Source organism: Nitrogeniibacter aestuarii, from assembly GCF_017309585.1.
In the GTDB taxonomy this organism is placed as follows: domain Bacteria; phylum Pseudomonadota; class Gammaproteobacteria; order Burkholderiales; family Rhodocyclaceae; genus Nitrogeniibacter; species Nitrogeniibacter aestuarii.
Genome location: NZ_CP071321.1, coordinates 1,239,494 through 1,264,246, shown reverse-complemented (window position 1 = coordinate 1,264,246; position 24,753 = coordinate 1,239,494). Strand labels below are relative to the sequence as shown.

Here is a 24,753-nt window from a genome sequence, read left to right as displayed (position 1 = left end):
TTCCAGCAGCTCGATATGCTGGGCGTGGACACCGGGTTTGTCATGGACAACGGCACGCTCAACTATCATGTCGCTGTCCGCTTCGCCCGCCCCGGCCGGGCGCACCGCACCTGCCGACAACACCAGCAATGCTGCCAAGAAGGACAGCGTGGCGCTCCATGTCGCCAAATCTGTTACTCGCATAATCTTTGTCCTAGACAAATCTGAATCTCACCCCTAAGATAGGCTTAACAATTTCCTCCGTCAAGGTTTGTCTTAGACAAATGCCAGAAACGCTCTATCCGATTGCAGCGGTCGAACGTGATACCGGTATCGGCAAGGACACGCTGCGTGTGTGGGAACGCCGTTACGAGTTTCCGGTGCCGGTTCGCGACGAAAAGGGTGAGCGCCTCTACCCCGCCGACCAGGTGGCGCGTCTGCGTCTTATCCGCCGTCTGATGGATCTCGGATACCGTCCCGGCAAGATCGTCGGTGCGCCCGACGAAGTCCTCGCCGAGTTGATCGACCGGGAGAGCGCCCGCGAGGCCAAGGGCGACAGTAAGGCGGCCGCACTGCAACCCCTGGTCGACATGGTGGCCGCCCACGATTGCGATCAGCTGCGCCGTGAGTTGCAGCAACGTCTGTTGCGCGAAGGCTTGCAGCGATTCGTCTCTGAAACGGTCGCCCCGCTCAACCATCAGGTCGGTCTGGCGTGGTTCAAAGGCGCGCTCGGGGTCTCGGAAGAGCACATGTACACCGAGCAAGTGCAGAATCTCGTGCGTGGGGCTGTTGGCCAGCACGCCAGTCACCTGGGCTCGCCACGCATTCTCCTGACCACCTTTCCCGACGAACCGCATGGTCTGGGTCTGTTGATGGTCGAAGCGATGCTCGTGCCCGAGGGCGCGTACTGCGTGTCATTGGGAACCCGCACACCCATCGAGGCCATCGCAACCGCAGCGGGTGAAGGCCGTTACGACATTGTCGCGCTGTCGTTCAGTAGCGCCTTTCCTGCACGACTGGCCATCGAGGGGCTCTCGGCGCTGCGTTCGCACCTGCCCGAGCATGTCGAGTTGTGGGCCGGTGGTGCGGGTGTGCCGTCCGCCCGCAAGCTGCCGTCGGGCGTGTTGACGTTCAAGGTCATTGGCGAGACGCTCGACGCGCTGCTCAGCTGGCGTGCAGCGCATCCCTCCCACTGACGCCGCACGAGGCCACGACGATCCGCTATGCTTCCGTAGTTGATATCCAGCGACTGACTCATGCCCGCGCCCGAATTCGAATCCAAGATCTGCCCACCGGAATCACTGGCGGCGCGCATTGCCGACTTGCCACGACCACTGGTGTTTACCAACGGCTGCTTCGACATCCTTCATCGCGGCCACGTGACCTGTCTGGCACGCGCCCGCGAGCTGGGGGCAGCCCTGATCGTGGCACTCAACACCGACGCCTCGGTGCGCCGGCTGGGCAAGGGCGACGAGCGCCCCATCAACCCGCTCGCAGACCGGGCCGCGGTCATGGCTGCCCTGGGGAGCGTGTCGATGGTGACCTGGTTTGATGAAGACACCCCCCTCAAGACCATTCTGGCCTGCCACCCCGATGTCCTCGTGAAGGGCGGCGACTGGCCGATCAACACCATCGTCGGCGCCACAGAGGTCAAGGCATGGGGCGGTACGGTCGCCGCCATTCCCTTCGAGCATGAGCGCTCGACCACGCGGGTCATTGAACGCATTCGTTCCACGCTCGGCCAGATTGCACAGAAATAGCGCTCTACCTCGGGCAACAAACCCCTCAAGGGCGAACTGAGCGGGACGTTAACCTTTCATGAACAGCTGACCCGGCAGGCATCTGCTCGCCAAGACCCGACAGAATGCATGGAATGAAACCCGCGACCCGACCAAAACGATACCGGACCTTCATCGGTTTGATCTGGTTGTGGATGGCCGTGCTGGCACCCGGCGTTCATGCTGGTGATGCCCCCGGAGTACCAGCTCCGGGTGACGGAGCATCACCCCATGTTCTGCTGCTGCTTTCCTACGACCCGGAGTTTCCCACCTCGAGCAAGATCATTGAAGGGGTGAAGTCCGGCCTGAGCGACCGTCGCGTCGAACTCCAGGTGGAGTTCATGCACACCCGTTTCGATCGGCGCCCCAGCTACCTGGAAAAGTTCTCGGGCTGGCTTGCCGACCGGGTGCAGAAACAACCGCCTTCAGTGGTGATCACCGCTGATGACAACGCATTCAACTACGCGCTTGACCATCGGGAACTGCTGTCCAACGCCCCCATTGTTTTCCTGGGGGTCAACAATGTCGACGCCGCCAAGAGCGCAGACGCCCTGCCCGACGTGACCGGGGTCGTGGAGCACGTCTCGCTTCGCGAGACACTCGACATGATTCTCACGACCTCGCCCGATGCCCGTGCATTGCACGTGGTCACCGACGGCTCCGTGGGCGGCCAGTCCGACCTTCGAGCCCTCATGGGCCTGCAAGATGACTATCCCGCCCTGCCCTTCGTGACTCACGACCTGCAGCGCCTGACCTGGCCCGAGCTGGCGATGATTCTCGAACGCACGCCGGCGAACGAACCCGTGCTCCTGCTCTCCGCCTACAAAGACAGCGTCGGCCAGCCGAAGTATTTCGAAGACAGTGTTGACTTCCTGCTCAAGCACGCCGGCAGCCCGGTCTTCCACCTCTGGGAGCATGGCGTCCGCGAGGGGCTGGTCGGGGGTTGGGTCATGAGCCATCGCATTCACGGCGAAGTGGCCGCGGGCATGGCGCTGAAGGCTCTCGATGGAACGCCGGCTGGTGACATCCCGATCGTCTACCAAAGCCCGAATTCGCCCATGATCAACGTGGCCGCGCTCGATCTGTGGGGCCTGTCCAGCGCGGGTCTGCCTGACAACACGGTGTTCGTGAACCAGCCCGACTCGCTGTTGAACCAGTACCCGCGCCAGGTCACCGGCGCCGTGCTCGTCTTTCTGGTCATGACCACCCTCATGCTGGCCCTCATGCGGGCCAGCCGTCAGCGCGCCAGACTCCATGAAGAAACGGCCCGTCAGCGCGCCTTGCTGAGCGCACTGATCGACGCCAGCCCGGACGTCATCTTCTTCAAGGATGCCGAGGGACGCTTCCAGATGCTGAACGAAGCAGGGGCCGCCCTGCTCGGCAGCACGGTCAAGGACGTGCTCGGCACCGACGACTACGACCACTTCTCGCGCAGCGAGGCTGAAGAATTCCGCGCCATCGACCGCACCGTCCTCGAGAGCGGCAGCCCGCTGCGCCGCACCGAGATGGTTTCGCGCCACGATGGGGGCAGTGACATCTTCGACACCATGAAGGCCCCCGTACTGGGCCCCGACGGCCAGGCCATCGGCATCATGGGCGTCGCCCGGCGCATCACCACCGAATATCAGACCAGCGACCGGCTGCAACTGGCCGCGCAGGTGTTCGAACACGCCGCCGAAGGCATCGTGATCACCTCGCCCCAGGGCATCATCGAGATGGTCAACCCGGCCTTCACCCGCATCACCGGCTACACCGCCGACGAAGTAGTCGGCCAGACGCCCAACCTGCTTCACTCAGGCCGTCACGGGCACGATTTCTACGAAACCATGTGGTCGTCGATCAACAACGTGGATCTGTGGCAGGGCGAAGTGTGGAACCGGCGCAAGAACGGAGAGGTGTACCCCGAGTGGCTCAACATCTCGACCGTACGCGACGATGCCGGCAACGTGGCCCACTACCTGGGCATCTTCTCCGACATCTCCGACGTCAAGCACTCTGAGCAGAAGCTCGAGCACATGGCCCACCACGATGCGCTCACCGGCCTGCCCAACCGGGTCCTGCTCAACGACCGCATCGACACGGCACTTCGCCGCGCCAAGCGCGCCGAGGGCATGGTCGCCGTCGTCTTTCTCGACCTGGACCGGTTCAAGGACATCAACGACTCCTTCGGCCATGCCACCGGCGACGAAGTCCTCAAGCATGTGGCCCGCCGGCTGGTGGAAACCGTCAGGACCGAAGACACCGTGGCCCGCCTCGGCGGCGACGAATTCGTGATTCTGATGGAAGAGGTCGGATCGCCGGCAGAGGCGGACCTGGCGGCCGAGCGGGTCCTCGCCTGCCTGCATCCGCCGATGACCGTCGATCACCACGAGTTCTTTGTCGGCGCCAGTCTTGGCATCAGCATGTATCCGCGCGACGGTTCGGACGTGGACGCCCTCATCCGCAATGCGGACACCGCCATGTACCAGGCCAAGCGCCTGGGCCGCAACAGCATCCAGCGCTACGCCGAACAGCAGACCGAATCCGCACGCCAGCGCATGCGCATGGAAACCTCGTTGCGCCGCGCCGTGGAGGACTCGGCCTTTGAAGTGTGGCTGCAGCCCCAGGTGGAACTGGGCAGCGGCAAGCTCACCGGTTTCGAGGCCCTGTGCCGATGGCCCACGGGCGATGGTAAGTATGTCCCGCCGAGTGACTTCATCCCCCTGGCCGAGACGACCGGTCTGATCGTGAGCATCGGCGAGTTCGTGCTGCGTCAGACCTGCCGCACCATCACCACCTGGCGCGCGCGCGGTTTCACGCCCCCGACGATCGCGGTCAATGTTTCGGGGCGTCAGCTGCGCCGCCTCGACTTCCTCTCCAGCCTGTGCACCATCCTGGAAGAGGAAGGCTGCCGCCCCGAGTGGCTGGAACTGGAAGTGACCGAATCGGACATTCTCAAGGACGCCGAACCGGCCATCGCCACCCTGCACGGCATCCGCGAGATGGGTATCGGCCTGTCGCTCGATGACTTCGGCACCGGATTTTCCTCCCTGAGCTACCTCAAACGCCTGCCCATCCAGATGCTCAAGATCGATCGCAGCTTTGTCGACGGGCTCCCGGCCGATGCCAACGACCGCGCCATCGTCACCGCCGTGCTCGCCATGGGCCGCAGCCTGGGGCTGCGGGTCCTGGCCGAAGGTGTCGAAACGGCCGCGCAGGTCAGTGCGCTGCGCTTGATGGGCTGCACCCTTGCGCAGGGCTACCGCTTCGGGCGCCCCGCCTTGGCCGACACCTTCACCAGCGCAGTCGAAACCGGCGAAATCCAGCTGCACACCTGAGTCGTCCCGCTGACAATGAGTCAGGGGTTATGTGCATATTCCCCAACAGGCTTTGACTGCCCCGATTCGCTCCCTACAATGGAGCGATCAACCGCAAGAACACGGACGTCTCAGCCATGAACATCGCCAACAATGTCACCGACCTGATCGGCAACACTCCGCTGGTCAAACTCAACCGCGTCGCCGAAGGGGTTGGCGCCACCATCGCGCTCAAGCTCGAGTTCTTCAACCCCGCCCACAGCGTCAAGGACCGCATCGCCGTGTCCATGATCAACGCCGCCGAAGCGGCCGGCAAGATCGGGCCCGACACCATCGTCCTCGAACCCACCTCCGGCAACACCGGCATCGGCCTGGCCATGGTCTGCGCCGCGCGCGGCTACAAGTGCGCCTTCGTCATGCCCGAGACCATGAGCCGCGAGCGCCGGCTGCTGCTCAAGGCCTACGGGGCCGACCTCATCCTCACCCCGGGGCCCGACGGCATGGGCGGTGCCATCAGAAAAGCACAGGAAATGGCCGAGGCCGACAGCCGCTATTTCATCCCGCAGCAGTTCGCCAACCCGGCCAACCCGGCCATTCACCGCAACACCACCGCAGAAGAGATCTGGACCGACACCGATGGCAAGGTCGACATCTTCGTCTCCGGTGTGGGCACGGGCGGCACCATCACCGGCGTGGGCGAAGTGCTCAAGCAGCGCAACCCGAATGTGAAGGTGGTGGCCGTCGAGCCCGACGCCAGCCCGGTCCTGTCCGGCGGCCAGAAAGGCCCGCACCCCATCCAGGGCATCGGCGCCGGCTTCGTGCCCGAGATTCTCAACACCGAGGTCTATGACGAAGTGGCCCGGGTGAAGAACGAAGACGCCTTCACCATCGCCCGCCGTCTCGCCGCCGAAGAAGGCCTGCTGGTCGGCATTTCTTCCGGTGCTGCCGTATCGGCCGCCATCGAGATCGGCAAGCGCCCGGAAAACGCGGGCAAGCTGATCGTGGTGATCATCCCGTCCTTCGGCGAGCGCTACCTCAGCACCGCCCTGTTCCAGGATCTCGAAGTCTGATCCTTGCCTCGGCCACATCGCGGGCGGGCTTCGGGCCGCCCGTTTCGTTGACGGATGCAGACGAGACCCGGGGGCGGCAGAGCACGCGAAACAAGTTCATCGAATGATCATGCGCTTCGGCTATATTGGATAAGTTGATCGATCCAGCAACATCCACGGTAAGGCGCACGCGCAACATGCGCCCATTCGGGTTGCCCATCGGTGGATCGGCCCGGCCAGACCACCGACAGCCAACCGCACACTGCCATCGAGGGAAGAGTTTCATGCCGACCCAACCGTGTCTGAAATCCGCCACTGTTTCCGTTCTGACGGCACTTCTCCTCACGCTCCCCGGTCTCGCCACGGCCGAAGAGCTGGACGTCGCCGGGCTGCGACTGGGGATGACGCCAGAGGAAGCCCGCCAGGCGCTGATCGCCTTCGGCGCGCCGGCCGACAAGATCCAGGAATCACGCTCGAGTTTCTGGTTCATGGACGGAGACAAGAGACACGAGACGCCAGATTTCATCGAGCGCATCAATGGCAACAACGATGTCCTCAAGGACGGCAAGTGGATCAAGGATCAGCTGGAACTGAGCTTCGCACCACCGCCGCAGGGCGGCCGGCTCGTTCGCATCCGGCGCACGATCGAAAACTACGTTGACGCGCCCACCATCGGGGTTTACCGGAGCGCGCTGGTGGAGAAGTACGGACCACCGGACCAGAATGTTTCCGGCAACCCCGTCTGGATGCGTGGACCGGGCAAGGCCGACTGTGTCACCGGCGCCAAGGGCAAAGGGGCAGATGCGTACGTCAATGCCATCTACCGCCGAGTCAAGGGGCGGGTAAGCCTTGAGCACCTGGTCAATCCCCGCCTGATCAAGGGACCGGACGACTGCGCGATTCGCCTGAGCTACAAACTGGGGCTGGGCGACAATCAGCCGGCCAAACGGGTCACGGCCGAGCTGATCGATCCGGGTACCTGGGTCAAGGCTCAGCTCGCAGCCATGGAAGCCATTGAAAAGCAGCAGGCCGACGCAGTCGAAACGCGCAACGCAGGGGCCACCAAACCGAAGCTCTGAAGCGCGCTTGAGCTGCGCAGCACCGAACTTGCCGGAAAGAGGTGGCGGAAACCGCGCCGGATAGCGCGCGACCAAACGCCGGCTCAAGGCGCACGTATCGCTCGACACCCCGGTACAATACCGACCGATGTCCCGCGCACTGGAAATTCTCGAACATGTCTTCGGCTACACCGCCTTTCGCGGCGAGCAGGCCGATATCGTCGACCATGTCGCCAACGGCGGCGACGCCCTGGTGCTCATGCCCACCGGCGGTGGCAAGTCACTGTGCTTCCAGATCCCCTCGCTCATGCGCCCGGGCACGGCGATCGTCGTCTCCCCGCTCATCGCCCTCATGCGCGACCAGGTGGCTGCCCTGCAGGAAGCCGGCGTCGCTGCCGAGTGTCTCAACTCCAGTCTCACGCAGGACGAAGCGGCCAACGTCGAGCAGCGCTGGATGCGCGGCGAGCTGGACCTGCTCTACATCGCCCCCGAGCGCCTGCTCAACCCACGCACGCTGGCGCAGGTGGAGCACACTCACGAACAGCACGGCATCGCCCTGTTTGCGATCGACGAGGCCCACTGCGTCTCCCAGTGGGGGCACGATTTCCGGCCGGAGTACCTGCAGCTGTCGGTGCTGTGCGAACGTTTCCCCGGTGTGCCGCGCATTGCGCTCACCGCCACCGCCGACGCCCAGACGCGTGAGGAAATCGCCCAACGGCTGAACCTTGCCAACGCGCGGCGCTTCGTCTCCAGCTTCGACCGGCCGAACATCCGCTATCGCATGGTCGAGAAAAACGGCCCGCGCCAGCAACTTCTGGATTTCCTTGGCGAGCATCCGGGTGAAGCCGGCATCGTCTATTGCCTCTCTCGGCGCAAGGTGGAAGAAACCGCCCAGGCCCTGTGCGACGCCGGCATCACCGCCCTGCCCTACCACGCCGGCCTGCCGCAGGAAGTGCGCAACGAGAACCAGCTTCGCTTCCTGCGTGAAGACGGCATCGTCATGGTCGCCACCATCGCCTTCGGCATGGGCATCGACAAGCCCGACGTCCGTTTCGTCGCGCATCTGGATCTGCCGCGCAGCATCGAAGGCTATTATCAGGAAACCGGTCGTGCCGGGCGCGACGGCTTGCCCTCCGAGGCCTGGATGGCCTGGGGCGCGCAGGACGTGGTGCAGCAGCGCCGCATGCTCGACGAATCGGAAGGCTCGGTCGAATTCAAGCGGCTCGCCAACAGCCGGCTGGATGCCCTGGTGGGTCTGGTCGAAGCCACCGACTGCCGCCGCATCCATCTGCTGCGCTATTTCGGTGAAGACGCCCAGCCCTGCGGCAACTGCGACAACTGCATCGATCCGCCCAAGACCTGGGACGCCTCGGACGAAGCCCGCAAGGCGCTCTCATGCATCTACCGCACCGGCCAGCGCTACGGCGCCGGTCACCTGATCGACGTCTTGCGCGGCGAGCGCACCGAAAAGGTTGTCGAGCGCGGCCATGAGTCGGTGACCACCTTCGGCATCGGCGCCGATCACGACGATAAGACCTGGCGCAGCGTTTTCCGCCAACTCGCCGCCCGCGCCTACGTGCGCGTGGACCACGACCGCTTCGGCGCCCTCATGCTCACCGAAAGCGCCCGCCCCCTGCTACGCGGCGAAGACCGCTTCGAGATTCGCGTCCCCACCAAGAAGAAACGCCTCAAGGCCGGCCGCGGCGGCATCGTCCCCACCGGCGCCGAGGCCGAAGTGTTTGAACGCCTGCGCCAATGGCGCGCCGACACCGCCCGGGAACGCAACGTCCCCGCCTACGTGATCTTTCATGACGCCACGTTGCAGGAGATCGCCGTGCGCAAGCCGGCGTCGATGGCTGAATTGGGGACCGTCTCGGGGATCGGGGATCGGAAGCTTGAAGCTTACGGGCCGGCGTTGATCGAACTGTTGACTGCCCCCCCGCCAAGCAAGGGCGCACTTAGTTAACCTGGACCAATTTCGTACCGCGTAGGCCTTTCGAAAAGAAAGATAACACCACCTATTAAATCTCCCTGTGCCATGATTTGTGTGTAACCGACGAGAATTTGCGACACTATTCCAACCGCCTCATCTCGCGACGACATCATTCCGAGCCGACACCCATTTAACTCAGGCCACAGAACCATGGGCATTGAATTTTTAAACTCAAAGTTTGAAAAAGCTAGCTACTTGGAAAACCTCCTTGTAGCCCATGCGACAGGAAATCCCGCCGAATCATCGGAATATGAAACACTAAGGCACGAACTACTGTCAGACCCAGAAACGGCAGCACTTACTCCATCATTCGTTCGCACTAATCGTAATCTGGGAGCGTTTTGGGGATTCATCAAAGGAAAGTTCGGGAGTTACGCTGAACGAAGAACGTTCCTATCCCAAGAATTTACCCCTCTGTTGGATATGCTCGAATTTGGTGCAGCTTCGAGCACAACCTCATCCGCAGTTCCAGGCAGCCCGCCAGCGGCTCGAAACAAACGCAACGTGTTCATCGTCCATGGCAGAGATAATGAAACAAAACAAGAAGTTGCACGATTTATCGAAAAAATCGGCCTCAAATCGATCATCCTCCATGAACAAGCAAGTTCAGGAATGACAATCATTGAGAAAATTGAACGCTATGCCAACGACGCTGACTTTGCTCTCGTCTTATATACTCCCTGCGATCTTGGTCGTGCGGTAACAGAAACGAAGGTGCCCCCACGACAACGCGCACGCCAAAACGTCGTTTTTGAACACGGGTATTTGATGGCGAGGCTCGGTCGAGAAAACGTATGCGCTTTAGTCAAAGGTGAGATTGAGACTCCGAACGACATCAGTGGAGTTGTATATGTCGGGTTCGACACCTATGGTGCGTGGAAGACAGAAGTCGTGAAAGAACTCGTAGCTTGTGGCTATGAAGTTCAGGGCTGGCCTTAAGAAACAGAGATCGTTTGAGCTTGGGAAGCCCACGTCCAAGCTGCCGAATCAGTCTCATTTAGTCTTACCGACCGCTTCTAGTCATAGGGCAAAAATTTTCTGAACTGCACTCAGGTCTAAAGACACCTTCGCCATGCAACTACCAGAAATATCGGGCCCTAAGCTCAATTCATCTCCCATGTGATCCAGCACCAACGCCGCCCCCGAAAAATCATCGCCCTTCGTATAACCATTCACCGTGACGATGGTCTTCACCCCTGCCCCCAGCGACGAACGCACCCCATTGCCCGAGTCCTCGAAGGCAATCGCTTCCTCCGGTGACAGCTTCATCTCCCTGAGTGCCCATTCATAGATATCCGGTGCGGGCTTCTTGGCCGGCACGATATCACCCGCGGCGATCACCTCGAACCAGTCTTCACTCCCCGGCCCGAGGGTGCTTTCGAGCAAGGCGGAAACATTCGCGGGCGTCGTGGTGGTGACGATGGCCATGCGCATACCGGCGGCGCGGGCCTCAAGAATGAGGTTTTCGACGCCGGGGCGCAGGGGGATTTTCCCCTCGGCCATCAATTGGGTATAGAAGCGGGTCTTGGCTTCGTGCAGGCCTTTCACAAAGGCGTCGAAGTCGTCGGGCTTTTCGAACGTGGTGTTGAAGGCATCCAGGTAGTAGCGGATGCGTTCCTTGCCGCCGGTGACGGCCAGCAGCTGGCCGTAGAGCGCTTCGTCCCAGACCCAGTCCAGGCCGGCCTCGGCGAAGGCCATGTTGAACGCGGGCCGGTGGCCGTCCCGTTCGGTGTCCGCGAGCGTGCCATCCACATCAAAAAGCAAAGCCTGCAAGGTCGCCATCGCGCTGTCTCCTGTAACCCCTCAAGTTGAAAGGTCGGCGTGAGCCGGATGATAGTCAGCGATGGAATGGCCAGTGTAGCAGTGTCGGACGGGGCGCGCAGCGCCTGCTAGAGTCTGGCCTTATGGAATTGATCAGCGACTCGCACATCGCCCTGGCCCCGATGCAGGTGACGGAAGAGCAGCCCCCGGTGAGCCGTCTGGTCCTCGGTGGTGCGCTCACCGATACGCGGGTCGCGGGCAAGATCCTTGAAGCCTGCGCGAGAGCGGGCGATGAGACGCTGATATTCACCACCGATGACGTGCCTTTTGAAGAGACACTGCATATTCACCTGCTGAGCGCCAACCATGAGCTGATCGAGTCGGTCACCATTGGCGCGGCGTATCACACGGGGCTGTTTCGTTCGCCGAGCGTCGATGCGGCCGATGCGCTGAGCTTCGATTTCATGGGCGCATTGCGCTGGACGGTGCGTGTGAGCCCGTCACCGTCATGGCATGTGCCTTATCTTTCCGACCCGCCGGGCGTGAGCCGTCGACTGCGTTTCTCGACCCGTCTGCACGTGAGCGCTCAGGACCATGCCGAATGAATCCGGTGCGGGCTTGCGCCATCGCGCGTGCTGATCGACCATGAAGCCATGACCTACATGAGGCCGATGTCATGAAATACCTGCTGGGCATCTTGCTACCCTGCGCACTTCAGGCCCTGATCGTCTTCGTGATCATCGAAGCCAATACGGGCAACGGTTCCTGGCTGGGGCTGGCGGCCTTGCTGCTGGGCATGTTTGCCATTCCAGCCACTGCAGTGGTCAATGGCATCTATCTCTATTCGGTGAAAGACACGGCCGGCGCTGGCGCGATCCTGCGCTGCTGGGCGATCGCCACGATCGTGCCCCTGCTCTCGCTGCTCCTGATGATGTTTGGCTGACCCCTCACGCAAAAACCGGCAAGGGCTCGAAGCGCCCCTTCAGCACGGCGTCGGACGACTTCAGGTTGAGCCAGCCTTCCATCGCCGTGGCGTACACGCGCCGGAAATCCATGGTGTGAATCAGGTTGCCATCGTCCAGGGCCGTGAGTGATGGCGCCTGCCCGTAGTGGCCGCCGCGCACGCCCTTACCAATCAGATACATGTGATTGGCAGTGCCATGATCGGTCCCGAGATTGGCATTCTCCTTGGGACGCCGGCCAAACTCCGAGAATACCAGCAGGGCCACCCTGTCGGCCTGACCGAGGCGCTCCATGTCCCGCATGAAGGCCATGACGGCATCGGCCGTGTAGGTCAGCAGTCGCTGGTGTAGCGCCTTTTGCTGCACGTGGGTGTCAAAGGCGTTGTTCCGGTACGCGGTGTAGTAGAGCCGCGTGGGCAGACCGGCTGCGATGCAGGCGGCGATCTTGTTGAGGCCGAGGTCGTTGATGCCATAGTCCATGGGCGTGCGATAACGCTGCCAGGCCTCGCGCACCAGGGCGGAGGCATCGCGGGCGCTACGGGCCACGTCGTTCAGGTAGGCCAGACTCGGGTTGCCCTGCGCCTTTTCTGCAATGCCATCGAGCAGATGCCGCTCCTGCGGCCAGCCCTGACGCATGAAATTGTCCGGGTCGTCGAACACCACCGGCGTGTGCAGCCGGCTCTTCACCGCGAGCGACTGGGTGGCGTCGATGTTGATGAGCAGGTTGGGCGATGCGTGCGGCGCAATCTGATCGGCCAGTCTACCAAACCAGCCATAGTCGTCGCCGCCCCCGGGCGCGGCGGTGTGCCAGTACGCCATCGAGCTGAAGTGCGAGAACGAGGGCTGGTCGTAGCCGCAGCCATGCACGATGGCCATCTGCCCGTCTTTCCACAGCCGCTCGAAGCCGGCCAGGCCCGGGTTGAAACCATAATGGTCGTCGAGCTTGCGCAACGCGTCGGCGCGCAATCCGATCTCGGGGCGCAGCCGGTAATACGCATCGTCGCCATAAGGCACGACGGTGTTGAGACCGTCGTTGCCACCGGAGAGCTCAAGCACCACAAGAATACGATCATCCGCCGCCGCGGCTGCCGCTGCGCGGGCGATGGCCGGGAAGAGGCCGGCGCCGGTCAGCGCGGGCAGGCCGAGGCCGGCGAGCGCGCCCTTGAGCAGGCGCCGCCGGGTGGTATTGGTGTCGTGATTGAACATGATCAGGTTCCTCGCGTGGCCGATCCGGGCGGTCAGTTCAGCTGGTATTCAGGGCGGCTCAGAAGCACGTGCAGGGTCAGGCGCAAGCTCTCTTCGGCATAGCTTCTGGCGGCGCTCAGATCCTCCGTGCCCAGTTCCGTGGTCAGGAAATCGGCCATTGATCGACGTGTCGCCGCGTCCAGCGGCACGGAGAGAAAACGCGTCTCCAGATGACGCACCGCATCCATGGGCTTGCGGCAACCGGCATCGAGCACCAAGCCGGTGAGGTCCAGGCGCGGCAGCATGCGCGGAATCGGCTTGACGCGCTCGATCGCCATCTGCCAGCCGCGGTAGCTGCCGTACCGGGTGTTGAAATCCTCGTCTCGATCCACATTGCGATTGGCCATGGCCATCACGTCGGTGTTTTCACCCATGCCCGCGGGTTTGGTCGCCGACGAGATATCCATGCCGGCACGCAGGCGCTCGTGCACCTGGCGGATCTCAGCCCCCGTGGCATAGACCGGATAGCGGTCGGTGGGCAGGAAATTGATGTCCGGAAAGACCACATCGAGCACGAAGTTGCCACGCTGGATGAGCAGGCCCGGCGTCACCCAGGCGCGGCCTTCGGCCCAACCGGCAACGGTGGGTGGATACATCAGCCGCTGGCCGAGCGCCGCCGTCGTCTCGTTGAAATCGGGCACGCCGGGAATGGCCTCCAGTTCCAGCTTGCGATAGGTGGACACGAGCAGTTCGACCGGGCTCTTGATGTGGCTTGCCATCGACTCGGGGGCATAAAAGTCCTTCGAGAGAAAGACGGCCTCCATGAAGGGGGCGAGCTCGTAGTTCTTTTCCCGCAACAGCTCACCCAGGCGCTTGCGCAAGTCGCTATCGGGTGCTGTGCGCACAAAGAACGCGTAAATGCGGCTGGCCAGATAGTCGGCGGTGACCGGCTGCTCGAGGATGATATCGATCACCTCGATGCCCCCGAAATTGCCGGTGCGCCCGAGGACCGTCTTGGCGGCTTCATCGTGCTTGTCGGCATTGAAGCGATACTCAAGCCCCTGAAAGTTCCAGCCGGTGAAGGCACGGGCCGCCTCGCGGATATCGTGCTCGCTGTAGTGGCCCACGCCCATGGTGAACATCTCCATGATCTCGCGGGCGAAGTTCTCGTTGGGCGCGTCCTTCACGTTGATGCCGGCATCCAGGTAGGCCAGCATGGCCGGCCCTTTGGCCACGTCGATCAGCAACTCGCGGAAGTTGCCCAGGCCCTTGGCCTGGAACAGCTCGAGTTGCTGCAGCATCTTGCGGTAGTCGCGCACCTTGTCTTCACTGGTGGCAAAGTGACCATGCCAGAACAAGGCCATCTTTTCCTGCAGCGGGCGCGGCGAGGCAAGCATGCGATTGGCCCACCAGTAGCTCAACCGTCCCGTCTCCAGCTTGCTGGCACGCAACCAGTAGAAGAACTGATTGACCACCGGCTGCAACGGACGGTTGCCGGCGGGTTTGACCTTCACACCGATGGCCTCGCCTGTCTTTTTGGCGAGTGTCGTGGTGGCCGGGCGGCTCGGGGGCAGTTCGTCGATACCCGGCTGCCAGACGCCCGAGTGCTCAAAGGCCGGCAGATCGCCATCAGCCGCGCCTTCGAAATAAACCAGCTGCCGGACGGCTTGCCGAGGGCTCAACTGCGCCAGCGCCTCGATCTGGGCCGGCGTGCCGCCGAAGCCGGCACGGTCGAGCAAATGTGCCGCGCGCTCCCGGCTCCAGTCCTCGGCCGGCAGGGGCGACAGGTCGCCCGTCCAGTTCGAGGCAGCCAACAGCGGTGCGGCCGAAAAGATTGCGCTCAGCACCATCAGCCAGCGGACACACGTGTTCATTCCCATCTCCAGTCGAGCCACGGTTTCATGACGCAAATTGTAGGGACGTCATGCAGGAAGGCCAGACGGCCACCACTGGCTGGGCAAAAGCGTGTCGGTTGCCGGGGAATTTGCCCGGCAACCCATCTGTGCGTCTTGTCGGCGAGCACGAGGCAGGCACCCGCCGGTCTATGACATCCGCAATCCACTGTGCCATGATGCGGACCTGATCGTTAGACGATGGGAGAGCTCACCATGGCCCACACCACAAGCAAGATGCTCCGATACACCGCGCTGTCGTTCGCCGCATGGGCGGCCACACCGGCACACGCGCTTGAGTTGCTGGTGCCGGGGTACTTCTACCCGAGTACCCATGTGGCGCAATGGCAGTCACTGGTCGAGACCGCGCAGCAACAGCCCCTGAGCGTGATCATCAACCCCAACAGCGGGCCGGGCAGCACCGTCAACAGCGATTATCAGGCGGTGATTGCCGATCTGCACGCCGCTGGCGCCACGCTGTACGGCTATGTGTCGACCGCCTGGGGCACCCGTGATCTGAGCGCCGTCACCGCCGACCTCGACGCGTTCAACAGCATGTACGACATCGACGGCTTCTTTCTGGATGAAATGGCCACCGGCACCAACATGCTCGGCCACTACAGCGAGATCAGCGATCACATCACCGACATCTCGCCCGCCCTACGGACCATCGCCAACCCGGGCACCACCGCTGACGAGGGCTATCTGGCCCTGTTCGACACGCTGGTGGCCTACGAATCCTCGGCCGCCGCACTCGGCAGCCACACCCCGGCGAGCTACCAGCGCAACTACACGGCTGACCGCTTCGCACAGCTGGTCTATGGGGCGAACGAAGCCACCATGCAGTCGTTGGTGAATCAGGCAGCCGCGAACAATTATGGCTACATTTTGGTCACCGACATCGACGGTGCCGGCGCCTGGGAAGGACTCCCCGGTTACTGGACGAGCGAAGCGGCCGCCGTGCAAGCCGTCTCCACCGTACCGGAGCCTGGCAGCGTCGCGCTCTTCGTTTCCGGCTTGGCGCTGGTTGCCGGCATCAGCCTCCGGCGCCAACCCGGTCAAACCAGGACGGCGTGACATTCGCTGTCGTCATACGGCCGTGAAATACGTCCTCGTCATTCCCGATCCGCATGCCATCATGTCATATGATCGTTTGATCCAGTCAAAAGACCGTACCTGATGGAGGATGACACCATGAAGTACAAGAACGGCGTGGATGTCGAGGTTGGCGATGAAGTCCAGGTGGACAATCGTTACCGGGGGACGGTAGTCGTGGACCTGGATGCCGGGCATTTCAAGCCTGAGTATCCGCTGGAGCGCTGGGCCTATCTGCAACGCGGCCTGCTCATCAATACCAACTATGGCGCTCTGCTGCACTACCCACCCGGCCATAAAGACGAATTGACGCTGCTGAGACGGCGCAAGGCCGGCAGCGCCGACACACCCCGCCCCGTCAAGCGCGACAAACCGCCAGAGGCGCCCCTGTCCCGACTCTGAACGCACCGAATGAAAAAAGGCCGCGACATGTGCGGCCTTTTTTTCATTCGGTGCGCCGGGTCTTATTTCAGACCGAGCAGCTCCACTTCGAACACCAGCGTCGCGTTGGGCGGAATCACGCCACCGGCACCACGGGCACCGTAGCCCAGCTCCGGCGGGATGGTCAGCTTGCGCTTGCCACCGATCTTCATGCCCTGAACGCCTTCGTCCCATCCGCGGATCACGTAGCCCTGGCCCAGCGGGAAATCGAAAGGATCGTTGCGATCCTTGCTCGAATCGAACTTCTGCCCGTTGGTGAGCCAGCCGGTGTAGTGCACCGTCGCCATCTTGCCCGCCGCAGCCGTTTCGCCATCGCCGATCTCGAGCTCTTCGTAGACCAGACCGCTTTCGGTGGTGATTTCAGACATGTTTACTCCTGATTTCGTCGAGCGGCCATTGTACCGGGATCAGCTGCGCGACAACGCGGCAAAGCGGCGATGGAATTTGTCCAGTTTGGGCTGCACCACGAACCGGCAGTAGGACATGGACGGATGCTGGGCAAAATAGTGCTGCAGATGGGACTCCGCAGGCCAGAAGGTGGCCGCGTTTTCGATCGTGGTCACGATGGGTGCGTTGAACGCGTGCTGGGCTTCAAGCTCGGCAATCGTGGCGTTGGCCACCTGGCGCTGACGCGGCGACAAGGCAAAGATCACCGATCGGTACTGCGGCCCGACGTCGCCGCCCTGCCGATTGACCGTGGTGGGATCGTGGATGGCGAAGAAGATGTCGAGCAACTGCGAATAACGCACCTTGCCTGATTCGAATGTCACGCGTACGACTTCCGCATGCCCGGTCTGCCCGCTGCAGACCTGCTCGCGGTCCGGGTCTCGAAGCCATCCGCCGGCATAGCCCGCTTCGACCGCGAGCACGCCTTCGACTTCACTGAACACGGCATCCAGATTCCAGAAGTTGCCGCCGCCCAAGATGGCTGTCTGCTTGCTCATGGCCACCCCCAGTTCTCATCTGCAATAGATGCTAGACCGTCTCTTGAGGGCCGCGTTCCCGGGGCGCACCAAAAACCTGACGCGTGATGTGGTCACTTGCGTAAGCCGCGACGGGCAATACGAGCACCAATGCGGGGAACACGAAGATCGAGCAAATGACTGTCACTCCGAGCAGGAGCGCCCAGAGCATGTGCATCAGGAGCGAGCGCCCCACCGCGCGCGCACTGGCCACGATGGCAGCGACCAGACCCAGCCGCCAGCGGAGCATGAGTGGCACGCCATGCACCGAAACCACAAACACCACCAAGGCCAGTCCGGCCCCCATCACCAAGGCGCCGCCATGAAAGCGCCGATGAAACCAGCGGGGCACGACCATGCTCCAGTCGTGAAAACGCTCGCCGATCATGAAGCTGTAGAGCGTGCCGGCATCGGTGAGCCACACCAGCGCCATGAAAACGCAGAAGGCCCCAATGGCCCAGACAGATCGATCCGCGCGCCGCATGGCCAGGAGGGCAGCGGCCAGCGACGGCCCCAGCGGCGTTCCCATGGGCAGGCGGGCCAGGGCAAAGAAGCCGGCCAGCACCACCGGACCGAAGAGCAGGAAAGCGATGCCCAGCGCCAGCGCCAGCGGCGCCAGGCCGATGCTCACCAGCAGTGAGACCAGCCCGCCACCGACAACGACGAACACGGCCGCGTAGGCCATGCTCGCAACCGGGCGGGCGCGAAAATCCAGCCAGCCCGCGCGCACGGCGGCAAGAAGACTGGCCAGACTGAGCGGCTGAGCCGTCGGTGACATGGACGCATCCCGGGACGAAGACGCCTGCATTCTTGCCCCGGGCGCGTGCCATGAAAACGACTCAGATCAAGATTGGCGCGCGCAGCCCAAGCCTCAGCGGAAACTGAGCGACCACTGCAGATCGACCGCGTTGTCCGTGCCCGCGCGACCGATCACCGCCAGGCGACGGCTGAGTTGATGTGTGAGCTTGACCACATGCTCGACCCCGGAAAGACTCTGCTCAAAGGATAGCGTGGTGTCTGCCGACAAGCGCTTGCCCAGCGACAGCACCTGACCACTGACCGAAGCGTCCTGACTCGAATACCCGGACCCGACGACCGAACTCGACGCCGAGCGCCCCACGCTGTTCAAATCGCCCTGCCCGATGGAGAACTCATCCAGGCCAAGCCCCTGCTGCAACTGGCTGGTGATGCCACCGCCCGGCCCACCCAGCAACGCCTGGGCCGCCGGAATGAGCAAGGCCAGATCACCACTGCCGCCTTCGCTGTCGAGCGAGCGGCCCAGCACGATCCAGCTGAGTTTTTCCGCATCGGGCACATCGGGGCTCGACACCAGTGCGATGACCGGACGCCGCACGGTGCCCGAGATCGACACCCCGGCCTCCACCTCCAGCCCCTTGCGCAGTGCCACCACGTTGAGCCCCGGGTTGTCCAGCGGCCCCTGGAAGTTCACCACGCCACGCTCGATGCTGAGCTTCTGTCCGTAACCTTCGTAGGTGCCCGCCACGGTGTTGAGCGTGCCGGTGGCACGCAGGGGCTCGCCCGCATTGGCCACCAGGGTGAGTTGCCCGGCCAGCCGGGTGTCGAGGCCGAGCGCCGACAGATACAACTGACTGCCCAGATCGATCGCCACCCGCGCCTTGAGCTGGCTTGGCTTGCTGGTCTTGTCCTCGGTCTCATCGGTGACGACGACCACGTCACCCCCCAGGCTCGGCGCGGGCGAGCGCGCAAACTCCAGGTAACCACCGTCAGCCACCATGCTCGCCTCGATGCGCGGCGCTTCCCACTGGGTGTCCATTCGCCCCTGCCCACTGATGGCCAACCAGCGATCCGCACGCTGGAAGAGGGGGAAGCGGTCGGCCTGGAAGTCCAGCCCACCCGCGCCGTCCGCCAGGCGGATGCTGCCACTGGCGGTCAGCGTCCCGGGGGTGCGGGTCAGCGCATCGTATGGCACACGGGAATCACGCGGCCGCACCTCGCTTTGCGAGACGAAGCGCACCGTATTGATGTCCAGCTTTTCGGCGTCGAAGCGCGCGTCGACGGTGCCCCCCGCCAGACGCAGACCTTCGGTGGGGATCTCGATCACGAGATTCTGGCCGTTGATCTGCCCCGCCCCCACCGGCTGGGCCGGCGTACCGCTCAGGTTGAACTGGGCCTTCAACTGCCCGTCGGTGCGGACGACCGGACTCAACAAGGCACCCACCCATGAGATGCCGGGCACGTCCAGATCCGCCGAGCCGAGCAAGGCCGCATCCTCGTTGAGCTGCCACAATCCGTTCTTGCGCTCGAGTTGCGCGGTGGCACTGCCGGTGAGTGTGCCGAGCGCCTTGCCTGCGGCATCCACGCTCGCCGCGAGGCGCTCGTTGTCGATGGAGGCAATCAGTTCGAAGCGCTCGAGGCCGAAGCGCACCACGGTGTCGCCCACCAGAATCAGATCCCCGGACTCGCGGAAAATGCGAGCGTTGCCCTGAGCCGTCCGCCCGAGATTGACGTCCCATTCGCCCCCCAGCACCAGATCACCGCTACGCTGCTTGGGCGGTGCGTCTGGCTGGGTCTCGAGCCCGACGGTCAGCCCGGTGAAACGCCCCGCCGAGACGATCTGTCCCGGTGACCAGCGCGCCGGCTCGAGGATGATCGAACCGCCCTCGCCCGCACTCAACCGGGCACGCCCGGTCGTGACCTGATCGGCTGCCAGCGTCAGGCTGACCGGCGACTGCAGCGTGAGCGGGAATCGCCCGGTGGTGGCCAGACGGGTCATGGCCCCTTCCCAGACGAGTTCGTCGCCTGTCAGGCCACCCTGCATTTCGAGGCTGGCGGTGTCCTGGGGTGTCTTGACGTTCAGATCGAGCACATGACGGCCGCGGGTGCCGGCCAGGTCGAGCGCCACCGTATCGAGCGTGTTCTCGGCACTGAGACGCACATCGCTGACATCAAGATTGACCGCGAACTCACCATCGACCCCCTGCGCGAGATCCGCCGTGATGCCGGCGCGACCGATCCGCACGGCCCCCGGCAGACTCAGATTCCGGGCTGAGCCTTCTGCATTGCCGGCCGGGCGATCAATGCCGCCCGTGAGCTGTCCCTTGAGCGACACCCGCCCGGCAACGCCCATGTCGAGCTGTCCGAGTTCGGGGGCATCGAGCTGCCACTCGAGCACATCCCCCGGTGCCCCCCAGGTGCCTTGGGCGTCCAGCCGGTTGTCACCCACCGCCAGCCAGGCCTTGAGTTGTGCGAGGCGGTCCTTGTTCCATTCAAAGCTGCCCTGTCCGCCCAATGGGCGCCCCGCCAGCTGGCTGTTGCCGAGTTTGAACTGACCACTGGCGCTGGGCACGCCGGCCTGCCCGGACACGGTCACATCACCGGTGATCGAGCCGGTGGGGGCGTCGGCCCATAGCGCACCCGGGTTGAATGTCTGCGCCTTGATGTCCGCCTTGAACGGCATCGTCCCCTCAAGAGCGATTTCGCCGGTCGCCTCAGCCCTTGCCTCACCCTGCATCAGCTTGAGCTGTTCAATGACCACACGAGCGTTCGCATGCTCGGCCACCAGATCCGCCTTCAAGCCTTGATCAGCCAGTTTCGCCTGCACACGCTGCGCCTGAGCATCCGCCGAAAGCGAGATCGGCCCGACCAGCGCGGTATCGGGCAAACGGCCATCGATGCCTTTCAGATTCAATTCGGCCAGCGACAGCTCAGCCGTTGCCGGGGCGTCCATGGCCCACGAGGCCCGGCCTGTCACACGCCCCGCCCCGCCGGTTTTAGCCTCGAGGTTATCGATGGACGCCGAAGTGAGATTGGCCTTGAGCTGCCCCACCAGCGACGCCAGCGGGATCAGACCCGCGTCGACAGTACCCGCACGGGTGTTGGCGACAGAGACCGGACCACTCAGGGCCCCGTCCTTTTCCGTCAGATCGGCCTGCAAGGCAAAGTCGGCGCCGGGCAGGCCCTCACGCCACTTCGACGGATCGATTCCCTCACCCTCGATCTTGAGCCGAGCGGCCGGCAGCGAACCGAATGGGGTCACCACCCCCTCAAGGCGCACGTTGGCACCTGCGCCATTGGACCTGGCAGCCAGTTCAATGGCTTCAAGTACGCCCCCCACGGTCAGGTCCGTACTGACTGTGGGCCCTGCCGCTTCGGTCGTCCAGCGCGCCGTGCCTTTGAGGTCCATCGGTGCCAGCGTCCCGAGCGAGACATCCGCCTGCCCTCCACCCCAGGGTGTCGCCACCTCGTCCACCGTCAGGTGAATCATGTTGTCGATCGCCGTCGCCTTGCCGGACAGCGGACTCACCAGCACCTCGCCCGCCCCTTCCTGCAACGGGAAGGGTGCAATGGCGAACTGAGCCACATGCAGCCGATCCACAACGGCATTGACGGGCAGTTCAAATCCGGCAGGTGCCTGAGCGGGCGTGTCGTCTTCGGCGGGCGCGCTCGCCAGTGCCACCCGCCGGGCTTCCAGCGACGCCACTTCAATCTGCCCGGGCAGCGCGGATGGTTTCCAGTCGAGTGAAATCTGATCGATGTCGACATGCAGGCTCGGCAGACGCACGCGAACCTTGTCGATGGTCAGCGGGCCGACCAGCGCGCCGTTGACGCCCTCCAGCCGTACGCCGTCATCGGTCAGCCGGGCGAGCCATGTCGCGCTCTGCGCGGCGCCCGACTGACTGGCCACCAGCCAGCCGACAAAGGCCAGCAACAGCACCACCGCCCCCAGAAGTGCCGCGACAATCCAGCGAAAGACGCGTCGACGAGATTTGGGGGCAGGCGTGTCGCTCATTCAGTACGAAGTTATGCAGCGAACAGCTGCTTCAGGGCTTGGCCCGGCTCCGGCGCGCGCATGAAGGCTTCGCCGACCAGGAAGGCGTTAACGTTGTGGCTGCGCATGAGCTTCACGTCATCGGCCGAGAGGATGCCGGACTCGGTGATCACCAGACGGTCCTCGGGGATGCGCCCAAGCTGGTCGATGGTGAAGTCGAGCGAAACATCGAAGGTGCGCAGGTTGCGGTTGTTGATGCCGATGAGCGGCGTACGCAGTTGCAGGGCCAGGTCCAGTTCGCCTTCACTGTGGCTCTCGACCAGCACCGCCATGCCCAGTCCGTCGGCGACCGCTTCGAGCTCCTGCATCTGGGCCAGCGACAGGGCGGCCACGATCAGCAGGATGGCGTCGGCGCCCATGGCACGCGCTTCGAACACCTGCCAGGGGTCGATCATGAAGTCCTTGCGCAGCACCGGCAAGGCACACGCGGCGCGAGCCTGCTGCAGGTATTCGGTCGCGCCCTGAAAAAACTGACGATCAGTCAGGACGGACAGGCAGGCGGCCCCGCCCGCCTGGTAGGACGCGGCGATGTCGGCGGGCACGAAGTGCTCGCGCAGTACGCCCTTGGACGGACTCGCCTTCTTCACCTCGGCAATCACGGCGGACTGACCGGCCGCAATCTTGTCTTGCAACGCACCGACGAAATCGCGCGGCGCAGCCTCGGCGCGCGCCTGTTGCTCGATTTCGCCATGGTTTCTCGCCCGCTTACCGGCGGCCACTTCCTCGGCCTTCACGGCGAGGATCTTGTTCAGGACATCACTCATCGGACTCTCAAAAATCGGGCGCCCCGGGGCAGCTTGCCGCCCCGGGGCGTCGCGGTTCATTCAATGGACAGCGTCTCAGGCGAAACGTTGCGTGTACTTCGCAAATTCATCGACCTTGGCTCGTGCCGCGCCGCTGGCAACCGCCTCCCGGGCTTGCTCGATGCCATTGGCGACCGAGTCGGCCAGTTTGGCGGTGTACAGCGCCACCCCGGCATTGAGAACGACGGTGTCACGCGCGGCACCGGGCACATTGTCGAGGGCGCCCAGCAGCATGGCCTTTGACTCGGCCGCGTCATTCACCTGGATCTGGCGGCAGGACTGCATCTGAAGACCGAAGTCTTCCGGATGAATGTCGTATTCACTCACCTCGCCGTCCTTGAGCTCGGCGACCATGGTCGGCGCGCCCAGGGTGACTTCGTCCATGCCGTCGCGACCGTGGACCACGAGCACATGGTCGGCCCCCAGCTGCTTCATGACGCGCGCCTGGATGCCCACCAGATCGGGATGGAATACGCCCATCAGGGTGTTGGGCGCGCTCGCGGGGTTGGTGAGTGGGCCGAGAATGTTGAAGATGGTGCGCACCCCCATTTCCTTGCGCACCGGAGCGACATTCTTCATGGCGCTGTGATGGTTCGGCGCAAACATGAAGCCGATCCCCGTCTCGGCAATGCATTCGGCGACCTGGTCCGCCGACAGGGCCAGATTCACCCCTAGCGCTTCGAGCACGTCGGCACTGCCGGAGCTGGAAGAGACGCTGCGCCCGCCATGCTTGGCCACGCGCGCGCCTGCGGCGGCGGCCACGAAGATCGTGGCGGTCGACACATTGAAGGTGTGAATCCCGTCCCCACCGGTGCCGACCACGTCCAGGAAATTGTCGTTGGGTGGCGGCACCACCACCTTGGTGGACAGTTCCCGCATCACCGTGGCGGCCGCGGCGATCTCGTCAATGGTTTCCTTCTTGGTGCGCAGTCCGGCCAGGATGGAAGCCGTCAGCACGGGAGAAATCTCGCCCGCCATGATCTGGCGCATGAGCGCGATCATTTCGTCGAAGAAGATTTCGCGGTGTTCGATGACGCGTTGAAGCGCTTCTTGAGGCGTGATGCTCATCATGTCTCCTTGGTGTCCGATGCGCTCAGGCGCTGCGTTGCAGGAAGTTGCGCAGCAGATCGTGGCCGTGCTGCGTCAGGATCGATTCGGGATGGAACTGCACACCTTCGATCTCGAGCGTCTTGTGGCGCAGGCCCATGATCTCGCCATCGTCGGTCCATGCTGTCACTTCGAGACACTCGGGCAGACTCTCGCGCTCGACGGCGAGGGAATGGTAGCGGGTGCAGGTCACCGGGTTGGGCAAGCCCTTGAACACGCCCCGGTTTTCGTGATGCACCTCCGACACCTTGCCATGCATGAGCTGCTTGGCGTGCACCACCTTGCCACCGAAGGCTGCACCGATACTCTGGTGGCCCAGACACACACCGAGGATCGGCAGCTTCCCGGCGAAGTGCTGAATGGCGGCCACCGAAATGCCGGCCTCGGTGGGCGAACACGGCCCCGGTGAGATCACCAGATGCGCAGGCTTCATGGCCTCGATCTGCTCGAGGGTGATTTCGTCATTGCGATAGGTGTGCACGTCGGCACCGAGTTCGCCGAAGTACTGCACCAGGTTGTAGGTGAAGCTGTCGTAGTTGTCGATCATCAGCAACATGCTGTGTTACTCCTTGCACGCCTGCA

The 24,753-nt window shown here is 63.4% G+C and carries 21 protein-coding genes; 11 read left to right on the top strand and 10 right to left on the bottom strand.

Going from position 1 to position 24,753, the window contains the following annotated elements; genetic code table 11:
* Positions 1-263: 263 nt before the first annotated feature.
* The 7 genes from J0W34_RS05865 (at position 264) to J0W34_RS05835 (ending at position 10,092) form a co-directional block, all read left to right on the top strand.
* Positions 264-1,175 carry a MerR family transcriptional regulator gene (locus tag J0W34_RS05865; RefSeq protein WP_230971031.1) on the top strand — a complete coding sequence of 304 codons (912 nt, stop codon included), beginning with the start codon at positions 264-266 and terminating at the stop codon, positions 1,173-1,175.
* Between the two features lie 60 nt (positions 1,176-1,235).
* Entirely contained in the window at positions 1,236-1,739 is a 504-nt protein-coding gene (gene rfaE2, locus J0W34_RS05860) for a D-glycero-beta-D-manno-heptose 1-phosphate adenylyltransferase (protein ID WP_230971030.1), read from the top strand.
* A gap of 113 nt (positions 1,740-1,852) precedes the next feature.
* On the top strand, positions 1,853-5,074 hold the full coding sequence (locus J0W34_RS05855) for a GGDEF and EAL domain-containing protein (protein ID WP_230971029.1): 3,222 nt from the start codon (positions 1,853-1,855) through the stop codon (positions 5,072-5,074).
* A 116-nt stretch (positions 5,075-5,190) separates the two neighbouring features.
* Positions 5,191-6,123: a cysteine synthase A gene (gene cysK / locus J0W34_RS05850; RefSeq protein WP_230971028.1), complete on the top strand. Its 933-nt coding sequence runs from the start codon at positions 5,191-5,193 to the stop codon at positions 6,121-6,123.
* Between the two features lie 263 nt (positions 6,124-6,386).
* Positions 6,387-7,181 (top strand): hypothetical protein, encoded by a 795-nt coding sequence (locus J0W34_RS05845; RefSeq protein ID WP_230971027.1) that lies wholly within the window; start codon positions 6,387-6,389, stop codon positions 7,179-7,181.
* A 127-nt stretch (positions 7,182-7,308) separates the two neighbouring features.
* Positions 7,309-9,126, top strand: a complete 1,818-nt coding sequence (recQ, locus tag J0W34_RS05840) for a DNA helicase RecQ (protein ID WP_230971026.1) — start codon at positions 7,309-7,311, stop codon at positions 9,124-9,126.
* 177 nt (positions 9,127-9,303) lie between these two features.
* Entirely contained in the window at positions 9,304-10,092 is a 789-nt protein-coding gene (locus tag J0W34_RS05835; protein ID WP_230971025.1) for a TIR domain-containing protein, read from the top strand.
* A gap of 81 nt (positions 10,093-10,173) precedes the next feature.
* On the opposite strand, the gene J0W34_RS05830 is transcribed toward J0W34_RS05835, so the two are convergent.
* Complete coding sequence (locus J0W34_RS05830; RefSeq protein ID WP_230971024.1) at positions 10,174-10,935, bottom strand: HAD family hydrolase; 762 nt, start codon at positions 10,933-10,935, stop codon at positions 10,174-10,176.
* A 122-nt stretch (positions 10,936-11,057) separates the two neighbouring features.
* On the opposite strand from J0W34_RS05830, the gene J0W34_RS05825 reads away from it, so the two are divergent.
* Both J0W34_RS05825 and J0W34_RS05820 read left to right on the top strand, forming a co-directional pair.
* On the top strand, positions 11,058-11,519 hold the full coding sequence (locus J0W34_RS05825) for a hypothetical protein (protein WP_230971023.1): 462 nt from the start codon (positions 11,058-11,060) through the stop codon (positions 11,517-11,519).
* A gap of 71 nt (positions 11,520-11,590) precedes the next feature.
* The gene (locus J0W34_RS05820; protein WP_230971022.1) at positions 11,591-11,857 is read left to right on the top strand and encodes a hypothetical protein; all 267 of its coding nucleotides are present in this window, start codon (positions 11,591-11,593) and stop codon (positions 11,855-11,857) included.
* A gap of 4 nt (positions 11,858-11,861) precedes the next feature.
* On the opposite strand, the gene J0W34_RS05815 is transcribed toward J0W34_RS05820, so the two are convergent.
* Both J0W34_RS05815 and J0W34_RS05810 read right to left on the bottom strand, forming a co-directional pair.
* Entirely contained in the window at positions 11,862-13,082 is a 1,221-nt protein-coding gene (locus J0W34_RS05815) for a DUF1501 domain-containing protein (protein ID WP_230971021.1), read from the bottom strand.
* A gap of 32 nt (positions 13,083-13,114) precedes the next feature.
* Positions 13,115-14,935 carry a DUF1800 domain-containing protein gene (locus tag J0W34_RS05810; RefSeq protein WP_230971020.1) on the bottom strand — a complete coding sequence of 607 codons (1,821 nt, stop codon included), beginning with the start codon at positions 14,933-14,935 and terminating at the stop codon, positions 13,115-13,117.
* A gap of 234 nt (positions 14,936-15,169) precedes the next feature.
* On the opposite strand from J0W34_RS05810, the gene J0W34_RS05805 reads away from it, so the two are divergent.
* Both J0W34_RS05805 and J0W34_RS05800 read left to right on the top strand, forming a co-directional pair.
* On the top strand, positions 15,170-16,030 hold the full coding sequence (locus tag J0W34_RS05805; RefSeq protein ID WP_230971019.1) for a spherulation-specific family 4 protein: 861 nt from the start codon (positions 15,170-15,172) through the stop codon (positions 16,028-16,030).
* Between the two features lie 117 nt (positions 16,031-16,147).
* Positions 16,148-16,450, top strand: a complete 303-nt coding sequence (locus J0W34_RS05800; RefSeq protein ID WP_227817813.1) for a hypothetical protein — start codon at positions 16,148-16,150, stop codon at positions 16,448-16,450.
* A 62-nt stretch (positions 16,451-16,512) separates the two neighbouring features.
* On the opposite strand, the gene J0W34_RS05795 is transcribed toward J0W34_RS05800, so the two are convergent.
* From J0W34_RS05795 to J0W34_RS05765, 7 genes are all read right to left on the bottom strand, one after another.
* Positions 16,513-16,857: an FKBP-type peptidyl-prolyl cis-trans isomerase gene (locus J0W34_RS05795; RefSeq protein ID WP_227817812.1), complete on the bottom strand. Its 345-nt coding sequence runs from the start codon at positions 16,855-16,857 to the stop codon at positions 16,513-16,515.
* Positions 16,858-16,896: 39 nt separating this feature from the next.
* Positions 16,897-17,433: a peptide-methionine (S)-S-oxide reductase MsrA gene (msrA, locus tag J0W34_RS05790; RefSeq protein WP_230971018.1), complete on the bottom strand. Its 537-nt coding sequence runs from the start codon at positions 17,431-17,433 to the stop codon at positions 16,897-16,899.
* 31 nt (positions 17,434-17,464) lie between these two features.
* Entirely contained in the window at positions 17,465-18,229 is a 765-nt protein-coding gene (locus J0W34_RS05785) for a DUF2189 domain-containing protein (protein WP_227817810.1), read from the bottom strand.
* A 93-nt stretch (positions 18,230-18,322) separates the two neighbouring features.
* A complete protein-coding gene (locus tag J0W34_RS05780) occupies positions 18,323-22,222 on the bottom strand; it encodes a translocation/assembly module TamB domain-containing protein (protein WP_230971017.1) in 3,900 nt (1,299 codons plus the stop codon).
* Between the two features lie 11 nt (positions 22,223-22,233).
* Positions 22,234-23,025, bottom strand: a complete 792-nt coding sequence (trpC, locus tag J0W34_RS05775) for an indole-3-glycerol phosphate synthase TrpC (protein WP_230971016.1) — start codon at positions 23,023-23,025, stop codon at positions 22,234-22,236.
* A gap of 75 nt (positions 23,026-23,100) precedes the next feature.
* Positions 23,101-24,132, bottom strand: coding sequence for an anthranilate phosphoribosyltransferase (trpD, locus tag J0W34_RS05770; RefSeq protein ID WP_227817807.1), 1,032 nt, complete (start codon positions 24,130-24,132; stop codon positions 23,101-23,103).
* Between the two features lie 25 nt (positions 24,133-24,157).
* Positions 24,158-24,727: an aminodeoxychorismate/anthranilate synthase component II gene (locus tag J0W34_RS05765; protein ID WP_227817806.1), complete on the bottom strand. Its 570-nt coding sequence runs from the start codon at positions 24,725-24,727 to the stop codon at positions 24,158-24,160.
* Positions 24,728-24,753: the final 26 nt, after the last annotated feature.